This window comes from Levilactobacillus yiduensis, from assembly GCF_024718525.1.
Taxonomy (GTDB): domain Bacteria; phylum Bacillota; class Bacilli; order Lactobacillales; family Lactobacillaceae; genus Levilactobacillus; species Levilactobacillus yiduensis.
Genome location: NZ_JAMXAZ010000002.1, coordinates 93,227 through 107,935 on the forward strand (window position 1 = coordinate 93,227; position 14,709 = coordinate 107,935).

The following is a 14,709-nucleotide window of genomic DNA, read 5'->3' on the forward strand; positions in this document are numbered from 1 at the left end:
ACTAGACAAAACCTGAATGGTGTCGTCATCCCAGATAGTGCTGCACCAATTTGAAAACGCGGTCTACCGGCACCAAATTGCGGCTTGAGACCGCTCTTCGGCTCAAGCCGTCGCCCTCAGCGTTCCAACGCATCTCTAGCGAACGGTAAGGCACCAGCACGGACTGTGTAGCGAGACCAACCGGACTCATAACTGTGGACACCCGCTGACAACCATTCTGCCTTAACACACTAAATCCGCCGGAGGCTGCCAGGGGTGGAGCCAGCTGTGTCGGAAGACCGCTTCTCAGGCTGAAGGCGTTCCCCAGAGCAGGCGGAACCCCTGGCAGCCGCAGGCAAAAAATTTAGCCCACGCTAAGACAAAAAATGGGCTAACCAGCGCTAATGAGCCAGTTAGCCCATTAGTCGTCAGACGCTATTTTGCCAAGATTGCCCATACACCGGTCAACGCGGTAACCAAGCCCACGCCCCAGAAAGTGAAATCAATCTTCCATTCGCTCCAGCCCTTCATTTCGAAGTGATGGTGAATCGGACTCATCAGGAAGATACGCTTTCCGGTCAGTTTGAATGAGGCAACTTGCAAAATAACACTCGCCGTCTCGATCACAAAGACCAAACCGATCCACAGCAGGGACAATTCATGATGCAACAGAATTGAGACTGCGGCCAAGGCACCACCTAATGCTAGTGAGCCGGTGTCACCCATGAAGATTTTGGCTGGTTTGTGATTAAAAATGAGAAAGCCGAGGAGACTGCCGACTACGGCAAAACAGAATAGAGCAATGTTCATCTGGTGTTGTTGCCAGGCCACGATGCCGTATGCCAAGAAAGAGATGCTGGCTAAGCCACTTACCAGGCCGTCTAAGCCATCGGAGAGGTTTACGGCATTACTGAACCCAACTAACCAAATAATGACGAAGATGGCGTACCAGGCACTCATATGCCAGTTGCCGAGCCCGGGAACGTGTAATTCCATGGGCAACTGTTCGTGGGTGTAGACCCAAAAGAGGATCAACGCCCCCACGATTTGACCCAGCAATTTTTGCCAGGCCTTCAGTCCTTCATTTTGCCGGTGAAACAGCTTGATACTGTCGTCCCACATCCCTAAGGCCCCGTATAGGACCAGGATAAAGAGCAGAATCCACGTGGTTGATAAGACGTGGTGTGGCGCTAACGCCCAGCTGGTGACCAAGGTCATGATCACGATGGCAATAATGAACAGGAGACCACCCATGGTCGGGGTTCCCGATTTCTTTTCGTGCCACGTGGGCCCTTCTTCACGAATCATTTGCCCTTCGTGCCGCGCCCGGAAATACCGGATCAGTGACGGCATAAAGGCCGCCGTAATTATAAATCCACCCAACAGTGGCAACAGTACATTCATCATTGTCTCTCTCAATCCTCATTCTCATTTATTTTGTTTCAAGGTTACCGTTAGCCCAGCGCCCGATCCGACGGTAGTGCCGGCCTTGACGCTTTGCTTCGTGACGTACCCGTCGCCGGATACCGTCAGTTTCAAACCTTCTAACTGTGCTAATTTTACCACATCACCCTTAGACCAGCCGGTTAAACTTGGCAAAGCGACAACTCCGCCGGTCTTCAAGAAGACGCGTTGGCCCTGATACAGGGACGTTCCCGTCTTCACGGACTGACTTAACACCTTACTGCCGGAACCCAACGTGGTCACGGTCGCGCCCGCCTTGGTCAGTGCACTGGCGGCGCTCGTCGTGGTCTTGCCGGTCACTGCCGGCATCTTGGCGCTCGTGGTGTTCTTGGTCTCAGCATCTTCTTGCAGCGCCCGCGCCATGACGGGTTTCATGATCGATGCCAACAGTTGCGTGGCGGTCTTACTGCCCAGATGCGGTTGCTTCATGGTGATGTACATCACGTACTTGGGATTGCTTGCGGGAACCATGGCCGCGACGGAATAGAGATAACTGTCGTCGCCAGAGAGGTAGCCGCTCCCGTTGCTGACTTGGGCGGTCCCGGTCTTCACGGCCACGCGTTCGCCACTCATTTTATAGTCGCCCCCAATACCATAACTCTTGTAGACGACATCTTCCATATGTTTGCGAACCGCTTTAGCCGTTTTGGCCGAAATGGGGGTCCCCACGGTCTTGGGATTGTACTTGGCAACGGTCTTATTGGTATTCGGGTCAACGACCTTACTAATCACGTAAGGCTTCATCATTTTCCCATTATTGCTGACGGCGGTCAACGCCTGGAGCATCTGGAAGAACGTGACCTGAATCCCTTGACCAAACGACGTGTCGGCCTGTTCGATCGGCCGCTTAAAGGCAATACTCCCGGTCAATTCACCCGGCAGACCCGAATGGGTGCTCTTCAAGAAGCGGAATCGGTCAATGTATTTTTTCCAGGTTTTGGCTCCCATCTGTTGTTCCAAATGGGCCATGGCCACGTTACTGGAGAGGGCAAATCCCTTGTTGTAGGTAATCGTCCCCCACCCAGACGTGTTCCAATCGGGTACCGTTTGCGTCCCAATCGTGTAGCGCCCGGATTGATACGTGGCATTACCGTTGTAGTTGCCACTGTCGATGGACGATGCCAGGGTGAAGATCTTCATGGTCGACCCCGGCTCGTAGGCGTCTTGGACCAGCGTATTACGCCAGATTTGCCCCAGCCCAGCCTTGGTCGACGCATTGAACGTCGGCCGTTGGGTCGCGGCGAGAATCGCCCCGGTCTTGGCATTCATCAAGACGGCGTTCATGGAATTGGCCTTGACTTGGTCTTGGACACTGCTCATTTCCGTTTCCAACAAGGTCTGGAGGCGCGTATCTAGCGTGGTGTACACGTTGTCGCCGTTCTTGGCCTTCTTGTATTTCTGCTTGGTGCCCGGCAACTGGTACCCGTACATGTCTTTTTTGATCTTCTGGGAACCGTTCGTCCCGGTCAGTTGCTTGTTAAACGCTTGTTCCAGCCCCATCGTGCCAATCAATGACGTCTCCCCAGCCTTGTTGGTCTTGGATTCGGCCAGGCCGACTAGATGAGAGGCAAAGATACCGTTGGGATAGAGCCGCGCTTCTTGTTGAATAAAATTGACCCCGTTCAAATGGGCCTTTTGAATCTGCTGCTTCGTGGTCAACGAAATGTTTTGCCCCGCCGTCCCAAATTCCACTTGGAACGTGTTCTTCTTACTGGGGTTCAACGTCTTGAGCGCCTGTTTACGGCTGATGGGCAGGTACTTTGCCAGAACGGTCGCAATTTTGCCCTTGTTGGTGGCGTAAAGCTTCTGGCCGTTTAACCCGACCTGCCGCTTATCCAGGACCACGTACAAGGAATACACACTGGTATCCTCAGCAATCGCCTGGCCATTGGCATCGTAAATGGTGCCCCGCTTGGCCTTGAGCGTCTCGTTCGCCGTATACAATTTTTGTGCCTGAGAACTCAAATTGACATTTTGCACGCTCTTACCAATGGCGATATACGAAAAGCGGCAAACGATAAAGATAAACAACAGGCAGATAGCGTAAAACAGAAACCGGCCAAGACTCTTGCGGTTTCTGTTCGGTTGCTTATTCATCGTTTGACGCTCGTGGGAATCTTTCATTATTTGTTTACATTCCTTATTCTGGCATTTTCTAAACTCAAGCCTTGCTTTTTAGCAATTTTATCAAGTCGACTGCGACTCTGCAACTCATTAATCTGTTGCTGGTCATTGGTGTTGTGATTTTGCACCGTGGTGACTTGACTATTGACGCTTTGCAAGCTGTGCTGCGCGTTAGTCAACGCAATTTTAGACGACACGACACACACCATCATGACGGCCAAGACTAAGCCGCATGCGGTTAAGAGACACTTTTCGAATTTAGAAACCGGCAACTTGTGGCTGTTCGGGTGCTGCTGCGGATTAAGCTGCGGCTGCGCCTGACGTTGCGGCTGTTCTATGTTTGGGCGTTGTTGGGGTTCCGGGGTTAGCGGAACCGCTTCAGCTAAATTATTCTGCGCCATAAATAATCATCTTCCTATGTCGATATTTATTTGATTTATTTAATTTTCTCTAAAATTCGTAATTTTGCGCTGTGTGCGCGGTGATTCACCGCAAGTTCTTCTTCAGATGGTGAAATAGGCTTGCGATTGACTAGCTGAAAATCAGGTTGCAAGTTATCCGGAATCACAGGAAGGCCCTGTGGCAGTTCAGGCAGCGAGGATTGTTCCCGGAACATGGTCTTCACCAACCGGTCCTCTAAGGATTGGAAGGTGATGACACTGATGCGGCCGTGTAAGTCGAGTAATTTCACGGCTTGTTCCAGAGAATCTTCTAACGCCCCTAGCTCATCGTTAACGGCGATCCGAATGGCCTGAAAGACCTTCTTAGCGGGGTGACCCCCGTGTCGTCTAGCCGCCGCTGGAATACCCTCTTTGATGATTTCGACCAGTTGGCCGGTCGTATCAATAGGTGCTTCGGCCCGGTGACGTTCAATGGCTCTGGCAATTGGCTTCGCAAACTTCTCTTCGCCGTAACGATGGAAGATGCGCATAAGATCGTTAAATTCCCATTCGTTGACCACGATCCACGCCGTGAGCTTTTGGCTTTGATCCATCCGCATATCTAACGGTGCGTCGTGCTGGTAGCTAAAGCCCCGGTCCGCCTCGTCAAATTGGGGAGAGGAAACGCCCAGATCATACAAGATGCCGTCAACCGCGGTGATCCCCCGCTGATTGAGTTGTGCTTGAATATCTCTGAAATTGCTCTTGACAAAGGTTAACTTACCTTCGTCGATGTATTTTTTTAAGTGTTCTTGATTATAAGTAATGGCCGTTTGATCTTGGTCAAAGGCGTACAGGTGACCGGTCGTTAATTGCTCGAGAATGCGTTGGCTATGACCGCCGCCACCGAGAGTGCAGTCAACATAGGTGCCCGTTGGCTGAATGGCTAATCCTGCCACCGCTTCTTTGAGTAAAACCGTTACGTGATGAAAGTCTTCCATAAACACTCTCCTTTCTTAGCGCTACATGCCAAAATCAATGAGATTCTCAGCAATATCGTCGAAATCTTCTTCTGCCTTGGTGGAGAAATCGTTCCACCGATCAGCACTCCAAATTTCAAAGCGATTGGCCACCCCGACGATCACACATTGTTTGGTCAACGCTGCGTGGTCGCGCAGTGACTTGGGTAAGTTGATGCGGCCCTGCTTGTCTAGCTCACACTCGGTTGCCGCGGAGTAGAAAAAGCGGACGAAGGCCCGGGCGTCTTTACGGTTGACTGGCAAGGCTTTGAGCTTGTCTTGCAGCGTTTCCCACTCAGTCATGGGATAACCGAATAAACACCCATCCATGCCCCGGGTCACGACAAATTGTTCGCCCAGTTGCTCACGAAATTTGGCGGGAATAATCAGCCGGCCTTTGGTGTCAATCGAATGCTCAAACTCGCCCATAAACATAGCCAATCACTCCCATTTGTAACTATCACCAAGTTTACCACACCCCCCCACTTTCTACCACAACGTTTCCGAATTTTTATAAATTTCCCCACAAATGTTAAAAAAGCCACGGCGAACAGGTGTTCACCGTGGCTTAGCAGTCTTTATAACGCTTACTAAAAACGAGTAGATACTCAAATATGTTAATATTTATGTATTAATTTAACCAATAACTAATAAAAAGCAGATTGCGAATCCGGCGACCCAATACAGGTCCGTCAACCGCCAAAAAGTCCGGAAAAAAGTGGTGTAAAGCAACTCTTTGTTGTGAATTGCCTGTAGAAGTGTCACACCGATACCTATCAGCATCCACCCCATAATCAGCCACGGGAAAATCTGCCCCGCCCCTTGCGGAATCAGCATCATGGCCGTGATTAAGAACAGGGGTGCCATGACATCCCACGTATTGATCTGCGCTGGCCAGTGCCGCTTAAAGAGCCGTTTGACCCCGTGGATCACTAACCACCCAATCGCGAGAATGGCCAGTGTGCCCGCCGGTGATACCCAAAACGCCATGCTGTTTCCCCCTACTTCCGTTGCTTGCTAAATTTCTCTGACCCATCAGTCGTTGCGGACTGGTGGGGACTCCGTTTAATTATAAAGATTTCTGCCGACCGTTGCAATCACTCCTGCCAACCGCTAACAGAACTTAAGATTCTATGAACTGGTATATGCTGGCCGCCGTCCGTTGTGCGAAGTCTAGGCTGGAACGCTGGGGAAGGACGGCCTGAGCCTAAGAACCGGTCTCAGACCTTGCTTTGAGCCAGAAGTTCACTGTCTCAAAGTCACCAATTTGACAGCAAAGTACGCTGCCAAATTCCCCGGCTGAGCCTAGATTCGCGCCACTCCCGGCTGCAATAGCAGTATTCTCCTAATCTACCAATTCAACTGAACGCTGTCATTCCAGCTATGTTTCTGCTGACTTTCTGGGTACTCACCGACATGCCTTCAAACCGAGCCGACGGACCACCAGCGTTCCTCCGAATTCCTGACAGCCGCAGATGATGGGGGGCCCCGTAATCCCTGTCAACCGAGTAGTACCAAGTTTTTTTGCATTTACAACCTTTAGATTCTACTTATTTTTCCAACCTCACGTGCGCCGCCTACGTCATTTTCCGAATTATCCGCCATTACTTTTCGCCTGGCGGTTGCAATTCTCTAGCGACCACGGTAAACTAATTGAGTAAATTGGACTTAAAGAGGTGGCTAAACCCGCATGGAAAAAAAGAAAAAATCAACTTTTCAAAAAATTACCAACGTTTTCGTTTGGATCATGATCATCGCAACCATTGGATCACTGGTCTTTGGTGCCATTTCCTCACTTGGCTTAATGGGCTAATCAACTTGCGTCGTCCCGTTCTCTTGAGAATGGTGGCGGCTTTTTTTCTGCACAGCTGTCAAGTGGGCCGTTTTAAAAACGCATATTAATTAGTCAACCGCATACTGAGCAAAATCCTTGCGCCGCCCGCGTTTAGCCGGGTCGTTTGCACGGTTAGCTAACTTATTGCCGGGGGGACTGTGTTTTTTCGGCGTTCACTCGCCGTCAAGTTAAACCGTAGCCAGTTAAAAAGGTGTTTCTCCTACCGTCATCGCGGCTCAGGAGAAACACCTTTTATTTTCATTGCTGATCAGGTTGATCGGCATCGCTATCTGGTTGCTTATAGACCTGCCGCGGCTTACTGCCCTCTTGGGGGCCGATGTAGCCACGCTGTTCCAGGTCATCCATGATGCGGGCGGCCCGGTTGTAACCAATCCGGAAGCGCCGTTGTAACAGCGAGGTGCTGGCTTTTTGCTGGTCGACCACGAAGGCCAACGCGTCATCAAAGAGCTCATCGTCACTGTCACCAGCCTCTTCTTGCTGGATCTCTTCGTCACTGACCATCATGTCCTCATCGTAGTCCGCAGACTGCTGTTGCTTGATGAAATCGACCACGTTGGCCACATCCTCATCCGGGATAAAGGCCCCTTGGACCCGGACCGGCGAGTTGGCGTCGACCGGTTGATACAGCATATCCCCACGACCCAACAGCTTTTCGGCGCCGTTGGTATCCAGGATGGTCCGTGAATCGATCCCACTCGACACGGCAAAGGCGATTCGTGACGGCACGTTGGCCTTGATCAGACCAGTGATGACGTCGACGGAAGGCCGTTGCGTGGCCAGAATCATGTGGACCCCGGCGGCCCGCCCCATTTGTGCCAACCGAATGATGGCGTCTTCCACTTCACTGGAGACCGTCATCATCAAGTCGGCCAATTCATCGACGACGACCACGATGTAAGGCAACATTGGCCGGGCCTGGTCGTCTTCGGCGTTGGCCTTTTGTACGAAGGCATTGTACCCCGAAATCTTCCGTTGCCCGAACTGCGAAAATAGTTCGTAGCGCCGTTCCATTTCGGCCACGACCTTGTGTAAGGCCCGCGCCGCCTTCTTGGGTTCAGAAACCACTGGCGTCAGTAAATGGGGAATCCCATTGTAAACGCTTAGCTCCACCTTCTTGGGGTCGATCAGCATTAATTTCAACTGGTCCGGCCGCGCATTCATCAACATACTGGTAATGATGCCGTTGATGGCCACGGACTTCCCACTCCCAGTTGCCCCGGCAATCAGTAAATGGGGCATCTTGGTGAGGTCCATGCTAACAACTTCCCCCGTGACGTTCCGGCCTAACGGCACCTCCAACGGCTTGTTGGGGTGCGGTGGCTGGGCTTCGACCACATCACGGAAGGCTACGGTCGAGACTTCTTTGTTCGGCACTTCGATCCCAATTAAGGATTTTCCTGGAATCGGCGCTTGGATCCGAATACCCTTCGCAGCCAGCGCTAAGGCTAGGTCGTCCGCCAAATTCACGATCCGTGAGACCTTCACCCCAATGGCGGGATGCAGCTCATATTCCGTAACGGACGGGCCCAAGCTCACATTTTTCACCTCGGCATCGACGCCAAAACTGTCGAGCGTTTGCTTCAAAATCTTGGTATTGGCATCAATGGCGTTGACCTCTTCCGTCTGGTCAGTCGGGGGAACCTGCTTCAACAGATCCGCCGTAGGTAACTGATAGTTGGGGTCAACGGGCGTGCTGCTGGCTAAGGCATCGGCCACGGCACTGTCCTCAGGATTGTCCGCCTGTGGTTGCTTCGATTGCTTAGGCTTGGCATCTGCCGCCACTGTGATGTGGTAGCTGGGTTCTGCTTTGACCGGTGCCTGCTTGTCATGTGGTTCTGGCAAATCCTTGTCAGCCGGATCCGTGGGTGTCACAACAGCTGGTTTCGCCGCTTTCTTCGGCCGCTTGTCCGTGCGCTGCGCCTGTCGTTCCTTGGCGCGCTCACTGCCGCGTTTTAAGGCCGTGCCACTGGCCGCTAAGCCAGAACGCAGGGTCTCCCAAATGCGTTGGGCCCCCTGTTCGACGCTGGCCAGCGGAATCTGGAAGAAGACCATGACCCCGCCCAACATAATCAGCCAGGCTGCAATCTGCGCGCCAACCAAGGCAATCAGCCAGGCAATCACGCTGAGTAACAGGGCACCGATCACGCCGCCACCCAGCTGTGAGGTCAAACCGGCACTGGTCAAATCGGCCAGGCCGTTGTGCCACACGGTCGAGAGAAACTGACTGTGTTGATCAACGGCCAAGAATTGACCTGCGCTCATCCACAGTAACCAACCGGCATAGATTAGGCCACCGCCGACCAGGTAATGCCGGGCAATCTGCGGTAGCGTACCGGTGACCGTAAGCGCGACCCCCACCGCTGCGACCAAAATCAGGCCAAATTGGTAGGTATCCCCCACCACCAGCCGTACCAGATTGGCCGCGAGTGTCCCCAGCAACCCTAGATTAAAGAGTCCCAGACCAGCCAGTGCGATCAGGACCAGCCCAATCACGTTTGCGGTGTAAGGAAACGGCTGTGACTTGGTCGTCTTGCGGCGAGTTTTACGCTTGGTTGGACGCCGGCGAGTTGTTTTTCGTTTGGTAGCCAACCGATGGCCTCCTTTCGCTTACTTTAATTTATCGTGCGGATACTTGTGCACCCGTTCCAGACTTGGAAATTGTTGCTGGCGCAGGACTTCGTAAATGACGATGGCCGCACTGTTGGACAGGTTGAGTGCCCGGATGTGGGTGTCGTCTTGCGGAATGCGAATGCATTTTTCCGCGTGCTTACGCATGAAGGGCTCTGGCAAGCCCGTGGTTTCCTTGCCGAACAAGAAATAGTGGTCATGCTCGTTGACCTGGTAATCCGGTTCCGTGTAGTCTTGGTCAGCGAACTTGGAAACCAAGTACAACTGGGTGGGATCACTCACTGTTTCCAAAAAGGCGGGCAAATTGTCGTGGTAGCGGACATCCACCTTGTCCCAGTAGTCCAAGCCGGCCCGTTTTAAGTGGGCATCATCAACGGAAAATCCGAGGGGCTTGATCAGGTCCAAGATGGTGTCGGTGCCGGCACAGGTCCGGGCAATGTTCCCGGTATTGGCCGGAAACAGCGGTTCAAATAAAACGATGTGATTGCTCATAAATTCTCTTCTCCGTTCTGTTATCAAACATTCGTTCTGTCTCATTATTATAGCCATTTCGGGGTTGCTTTGACAAGGGTGTCCGCCAATTTCATGCACTCAGCCGAACCCCCGTCAATTGGGCACTGCCTTATGATTTCGCCTAAAAAATGGTACAAAAAAAGCAGCTCCTCGGTGTGGGCACGGCGAGGGGCTACTTTAGTGAAGTGCTACTTGTCAGCCACCAACAGTTATTCGCTGATGTCGACCGCCAAACGATTTCTCATCGATAAATATAACACTGTCCTGTCAGGTTCACAAGCATTTTTTATCAGTTTCTTTAAACGTTTTACTTCACGCCCTCAGCGGTTAACAGCGTGACGTCGACCGTAATCTCAGGGAACGGATTGGCCTGGACCTCAGCGAGCCGTTCGTCGTTGGCACCCCAGTGCATCGGCGTCATCAGCATCAGGTCCGCGAATAAGTCTGTGGGAACCGGAACCTGGTAACGAATCCGTTCGGCCGTTGCCGTTGGGTAATGCTGGCGGAACAGGTCCAAGACGTTACTGTTGTCATAGCTGGCATGCGCGCTGTCCGCAGGGAAGATGGCGTGACGCAGTTCAATCAAATAATCCGGGTTGGGAATGACCTTCAGTAACTGACCACCCGGCGCCAAGACTCGGTTGAACTCATTGTAAGCTGACGGTGAGAACAGGTCGAGAATCGCCGTGAATTGGTGATCGGCAAACGGCATTTGCGCCAGGTCGGCGACACAGAAGAACGCGTCGTTCTCCAGTTGCGTCGCCAGGTTGATGCCGGGCTTGGACAAATCAAACCCCACCGCCGTATCCTGACCATCGCGTTGCTTCAAGACATCATCTAACGGTGTCCCTTCCCCACAGCCAACATCTAAAATTGTCTGGGGAGCGGCGGGCAACTTAGCCGCAAAGGCATCGGTAATCCCTGCAAACAAGCCCGCCTGCAACATGCGCCGCCGAGCAGCTAACATGGCGTTGTCATATTCACTGGCCACGGCGCGCTGCATAAAGTACAGCGTCCCCTTCTTGGACAGGTCAACGTTGTGGCCATTGGGGCAGACCAGACTGTGGCCGACGACCGTTTCATAAGGTGCTAAGCACACCGGGCAGCGAAAGAGCTGGGTGTGCGCCGCCAAAAAGCTAGCGGCTTGATCAATCTTCTTCATGTGTCTCTTCTCCCGTTTCTACACTGGCAGGCTGCGTAACCTCGTAGCCGCCAACAAACTTTTGGTACCAGTGGAATATTTCTGTGGCAACGACCCGAATGACGGCATAACCCGGAATTCCCAGGACCACGCCCAACACACCAAAGGCCTTACCCGCAATCAGTAAAATAAAAATAATCGTTAACGGATGAATCTTCAAGGAGCTGCCCAATACCAGCGGCGAGATGATGCGTCCTTCTAAGGCCTGTTCAATAATAAAGACGATGAGGACCTTCACCAGCATCCATGGAGAAATGATGGCCGCGACCACAACCGCGGGAATCATCGCGAGAAACGACCCCAAGTAGGGAATCAGGTTTAAAACGCCGGCCACGATGCCCAAGAGCAGTGCGAATTTCAGCCCCACAAGCAAGAACCCAATGTAGAACAAAATCGCCACGATAAAGGCGACCACTAATTGTCCCCGCACATAGTTACTGACTTGACGGTTCATTTCTCGTAAAAGCTTGACCACGGAGCTGCGTCGGTTGATTGGGAGAAGCCGCGCCAGGTAATCTGGCAACTGATGGCCGTCGCGCAGGAGGTAGAAGAGGATGAATGGCGCTGTGACCACCGCTACCACGATCGACACGACCCGGCTGACAATGCCACCAACGGAACTCACGGTCGTTTTCGCAAAGCTTGAGACGACCGACGACGAGCTATCCGACAATTGTTGGTTAAACTGATCGAGCTGTTGCCGGACACCATCCAGCCGTTCATCCTGGACCCACTGCATGCTGGCTTGCGTAATCTGATGCCAGTAATTGGGCCACTCCGTGATCAACGCTGTCAATTGCCGTTGGGCCATGGGAATCACCCGAATAATGCCCCAAGCAATCAGTAGCGCCACAATGACAAACAGTCCCACGATGGTCCAAGTTCGCCGAACGCCGCGTTTTTCCAGGAAATCGACGACGGGATTCATCAAGTAATACCCAATCCCCGCCAGAATAATCGGGAGGCCTAGGATCTGCCCAACCAGAATAAACGGTGTGGCGAGCCATGGGACTTTACTTAGGACCAGTAAAATGAGTAAAATAAGGAGCGTGATTGTCAAAATGGAAACTAGGCGGTTGTTCACGACCCAGTTCCAAAACCACGAATGGTGGCGCTGCTTAGATGCCGATTTCACATACATCACTCCTCTTAAATAATCCCTGGGGTGATCGTCAAACACACCGATCTGTTGATGGTTACCCTTTTGTGACAGGCATCATTTAACCCGATCACCCTTGTCATCAATCAGGGGCCATCCCCACCAGAGTGGATATATTGTACCATACTGTTAGCCGCTTTGCGCCAAGCAAGCGAAGAAAGGATGACGATTTTGCTCTTAGTTGAACCGTTACTGGAAAATTATACTGAACTCCCCGCGGCCATTCGTGCCGGTGCCAAACGGATCGCCTTAGCCGATAACCTGGCTGTGGGTGGCACCACCGTTAGCAAGGGCGTCATGGCTGAAGCCGTGCGTTACGCCCATGAACACCAAGTGACCCTAGACTTGATCATCGCCCCTCGCGGCGGCCAAGCCCCGTACAACGGCGTGGAAATCAAGATGATGGAAGCCGACCTGCTGGAAGCCCAGCAATTAGGGGTCGATGGCGCGATTATCAGCGCCCTCACCGACCAGCAACAACTGGACGTCGAGGTGTTGAGCACGCTCATCGCCGCTGCTGGCGGCATGACGCTCACCTTTGGCCAGGCCTTCGACCGCATTCGGCCCCAAGACCGAGGCACCGCTTTAGACTGGCTAGCTAGCCAAGGCGTCGACCACGTTCTCAGTGCTGGCACCGCCGCCAAGGACCGCCTCACGGACTGGACTGCCAGCAAGCGCCTGGCTGACGCAGACGGGTTAACGCTGATTCCAGCCGACATCACCGCCGCCGAAGCTACCCAAGTGGCCGCTGACTTAAAGGTCAATCTGGTCTACGGTCCACAAGTCTTAGACTTCTAACGGTAGGATTGGTGATTTGTGGTTACATGGTCTGAGCTGGCCGCCTTACCGTTCGCCAAATTTGGACCGTGACGCTGTGGGAAGGACCGGTCGAAGCCAAAAGGCGGTCTTCAACCTCGCTTCGAGCCGAAAATCACGTCTCGAAGACGCCAGTTTCCAAGTAGTGCACTTGAAAACTCCCACGGCTGAGTCCAAATTTAGCTCACTCTCGGCTACGTGGCAGACTACCCACTAATGTAGCTGAACGTTACCCACTACAGCAATGTTCCTGTCAACTTTGTGGGTAATCACCGACGCAACCGGAAGCAGTCAGTGACGTAGGTCGCTGTGATAACGGTGGAAGCCGCACGTTTTATCTCAGCCTACACCGTGGGACAACTTGAAAGACTGGCAAGTTTCATCAGGCTTTCCAGTAAGCTGGAAGACCGCTTCTCAGGCCACCATGGTCTCACTAATTTTAGGGGACAGAACACTGTCGTTCTAGGAATCAACACCTTAAATTCGACTTTCAACTTGTTCATCACACCCCAAAAAGGCGATTGCCCGGCTCAATGCCGCTAGCAATCGCCTTTTTCTGTGTCGCGAACCCCCTTCAGTCACCGAGTTGTCGCTCAGACACTGTTCAGGGACCGTATTCCCTGCTATGCCTGCTTTTCATGACTGACAGCCACCTACTTTGTTCGCTTGCCCAATCACATTGATACTACTTAACCGTCGACCAGATCCGTCCGTTATGGTAGGTGACGACCGGTGTCTGCGTGGTATAGACCCACGTGGCCAGTCGTTGTGGCCGCTGCCAACTCAGTCCGGCTAGTGCCAGTGCGGCCCCGTCCATCGCGGTACTCTTCACGCCCTGCTGATTGACAGCGGGCGCGTCATGGCCGACCGACCAATACCCCATGACCTCCGAACCCAATTTACCAGCCGTCCACGCATTGGTACCCTGCGCGCCACCGCCTAAACTGGGGATGCCCAGCGCATGGCCAATCTCCCGAATCAAAACAGCTTCGTGCCAATCCTGTTTCTCAGCTGCGGTCAGCCCGATGGATCGCCAGTTCGCGGGATAGAACACCATCCCCTGTCGGTCGTAGGTTTGCCCGCCCAACGACTTCGTCTTATCTTGCTTATCATGAATCACTTCATCACTTTGCTTGGCCTGATCAACCACGGTGACGACCGTCTGCCCGGCCAAGGTATTCCAGAACGTCGCAGCATCTCGTACCATTGGCTTGGTCATCAGTTTAGATGTCGTATACAGGTGTAACGTCTGTGACTTGCCGACAAAATTACTGATATTGTTCTTGCCCACGCGATAACGATACGTCACCGCCGCTTGGTCCAGGCTAGTATTGCCGGTATACCGTGTCCCGTGCGTCAACGCCGTCAAGGCTTTTAAGTGCTTTGCCGAGACCAACTTCGCATTGATCAAGCCATCCTGTGTCGTCTGCGCCCGCGTTCGTTGGTAATAGTGGTTATTACCGAACATGGCCGCATACATCTTGGTCATCCCCCACATTGCGCCACCGACCACGGCAACGATAATGATGAAGAACACCAGCTTCTTGACTGCTTTCATACGCATTCCCCCA

General features: G+C 52.7%; 14 protein-coding genes. 3 read left to right on the plus strand and 11 right to left on the minus strand.

Annotated elements, in window-relative coordinates; all coding sequences use genetic code 11:
- Window positions 1–414: 414 nt before the first annotated feature.
- The 6 genes from mraY to NGM66_RS02035 form a co-directional block, all read right to left on the minus strand.
- The gene (gene mraY / locus NGM66_RS02010) at window positions 415–1,386 is read right to left on the minus strand and encodes a phospho-N-acetylmuramoyl-pentapeptide-transferase (protein WP_208909376.1); all 972 of its coding nucleotides are present in this window, start codon (window positions 1,384–1,386) and stop codon (window positions 415–417) included.
- 21 nt (window positions 1,387–1,407) lie between these two features.
- Window positions 1,408–3,567: a penicillin-binding transpeptidase domain-containing protein gene (locus tag NGM66_RS02015; protein WP_258115348.1), complete on the minus strand. Its 2,160-nt coding sequence runs from the start codon at window positions 3,565–3,567 to the stop codon at window positions 1,408–1,410.
- Window positions 3,567–3,968: a cell division protein FtsL gene (ftsL, locus tag NGM66_RS02020; RefSeq protein WP_208909374.1), complete on the minus strand. Its 402-nt coding sequence runs from the start codon at window positions 3,966–3,968 to the stop codon at window positions 3,567–3,569. The genes NGM66_RS02015 and ftsL overlap by 1 nt, the downstream gene beginning before the upstream one ends.
- 35 nt (window positions 3,969–4,003) lie before the next feature.
- Complete coding sequence (gene rsmH, locus NGM66_RS02025) at window positions 4,004–4,948, minus strand: 16S rRNA (cytosine(1402)-N(4))-methyltransferase RsmH (RefSeq protein WP_208909373.1); 945 nt, start codon at window positions 4,946–4,948, stop codon at window positions 4,004–4,006.
- Between the two features lie 21 nt (window positions 4,949–4,969).
- Window positions 4,970–5,401: a division/cell wall cluster transcriptional repressor MraZ gene (gene mraZ / locus NGM66_RS02030; protein ID WP_208909372.1), complete on the minus strand. Its 432-nt coding sequence runs from the start codon at window positions 5,399–5,401 to the stop codon at window positions 4,970–4,972.
- A 201-nt stretch (window positions 5,402–5,602) separates the two neighbouring features.
- Complete coding sequence (locus NGM66_RS02035; protein WP_208909371.1) at window positions 5,603–5,956, minus strand: DUF3397 family protein; 354 nt, start codon at window positions 5,954–5,956, stop codon at window positions 5,603–5,605.
- 700 nt (window positions 5,957–6,656) lie between these two features.
- Between NGM66_RS02035 and NGM66_RS02040 the strand changes: the two genes are divergently transcribed.
- Window positions 6,657–6,779: a DUF4044 domain-containing protein gene (locus tag NGM66_RS02040; protein WP_125577081.1), complete on the plus strand. Its 123-nt coding sequence runs from the start codon at window positions 6,657–6,659 to the stop codon at window positions 6,777–6,779.
- A gap of 279 nt (window positions 6,780–7,058) precedes the next feature.
- Here the strand turns inward: NGM66_RS02040 and NGM66_RS02045 are convergent, their stop codons facing one another.
- Complete coding sequence (locus tag NGM66_RS02045; protein ID WP_208909370.1) at window positions 7,059–9,410, minus strand: FtsK/SpoIIIE family DNA translocase; 2,352 nt, start codon at window positions 9,408–9,410, stop codon at window positions 7,059–7,061.
- A gap of 18 nt (window positions 9,411–9,428) precedes the next feature.
- On the minus strand, window positions 9,429–9,941 hold the full coding sequence (locus NGM66_RS02050; protein WP_208909369.1) for a tRNA (cytidine(34)-2'-O)-methyltransferase: 513 nt from the start codon (window positions 9,939–9,941) through the stop codon (window positions 9,429–9,431).
- 149 nt (window positions 9,942–10,090) lie between these two features.
- Between NGM66_RS02050 and NGM66_RS02055 the strand changes: the two genes are divergently transcribed.
- Window positions 10,091–10,213: a hypothetical protein gene (locus NGM66_RS02055; protein WP_258115349.1), complete on the plus strand. Its 123-nt coding sequence runs from the start codon at window positions 10,091–10,093 to the stop codon at window positions 10,211–10,213.
- Between the two features lie 56 nt (window positions 10,214–10,269).
- Here NGM66_RS02055 and NGM66_RS02060 read toward each other — a convergent pair whose 3' ends face one another.
- Window positions 10,270–11,124: a methyltransferase domain-containing protein gene (locus NGM66_RS02060; protein WP_208909368.1), complete on the minus strand. Its 855-nt coding sequence runs from the start codon at window positions 11,122–11,124 to the stop codon at window positions 10,270–10,272.
- Complete coding sequence (locus tag NGM66_RS02065; protein ID WP_208909367.1) at window positions 11,111–12,298, minus strand: AI-2E family transporter; 1,188 nt, start codon at window positions 12,296–12,298, stop codon at window positions 11,111–11,113. The genes NGM66_RS02060 and NGM66_RS02065 overlap by 14 nt, the downstream gene beginning before the upstream one ends.
- A gap of 186 nt (window positions 12,299–12,484) precedes the next feature.
- On the opposite strand from NGM66_RS02065, the gene NGM66_RS02070 reads away from it, so the two are divergent.
- Window positions 12,485–13,120, plus strand: a complete 636-nt coding sequence (locus NGM66_RS02070; RefSeq protein WP_245155231.1) for a copper homeostasis protein CutC — start codon at window positions 12,485–12,487, stop codon at window positions 13,118–13,120.
- A 703-nt stretch (window positions 13,121–13,823) separates the two neighbouring features.
- On the opposite strand, the gene NGM66_RS02075 is transcribed toward NGM66_RS02070, so the two are convergent.
- The gene (locus NGM66_RS02075) at window positions 13,824–14,696 is read right to left on the minus strand and encodes a zinc metalloprotease (RefSeq protein WP_208909365.1); all 873 of its coding nucleotides are present in this window, start codon (window positions 14,694–14,696) and stop codon (window positions 13,824–13,826) included.
- Window positions 14,697–14,709 lie beyond the last annotated feature (13 nt).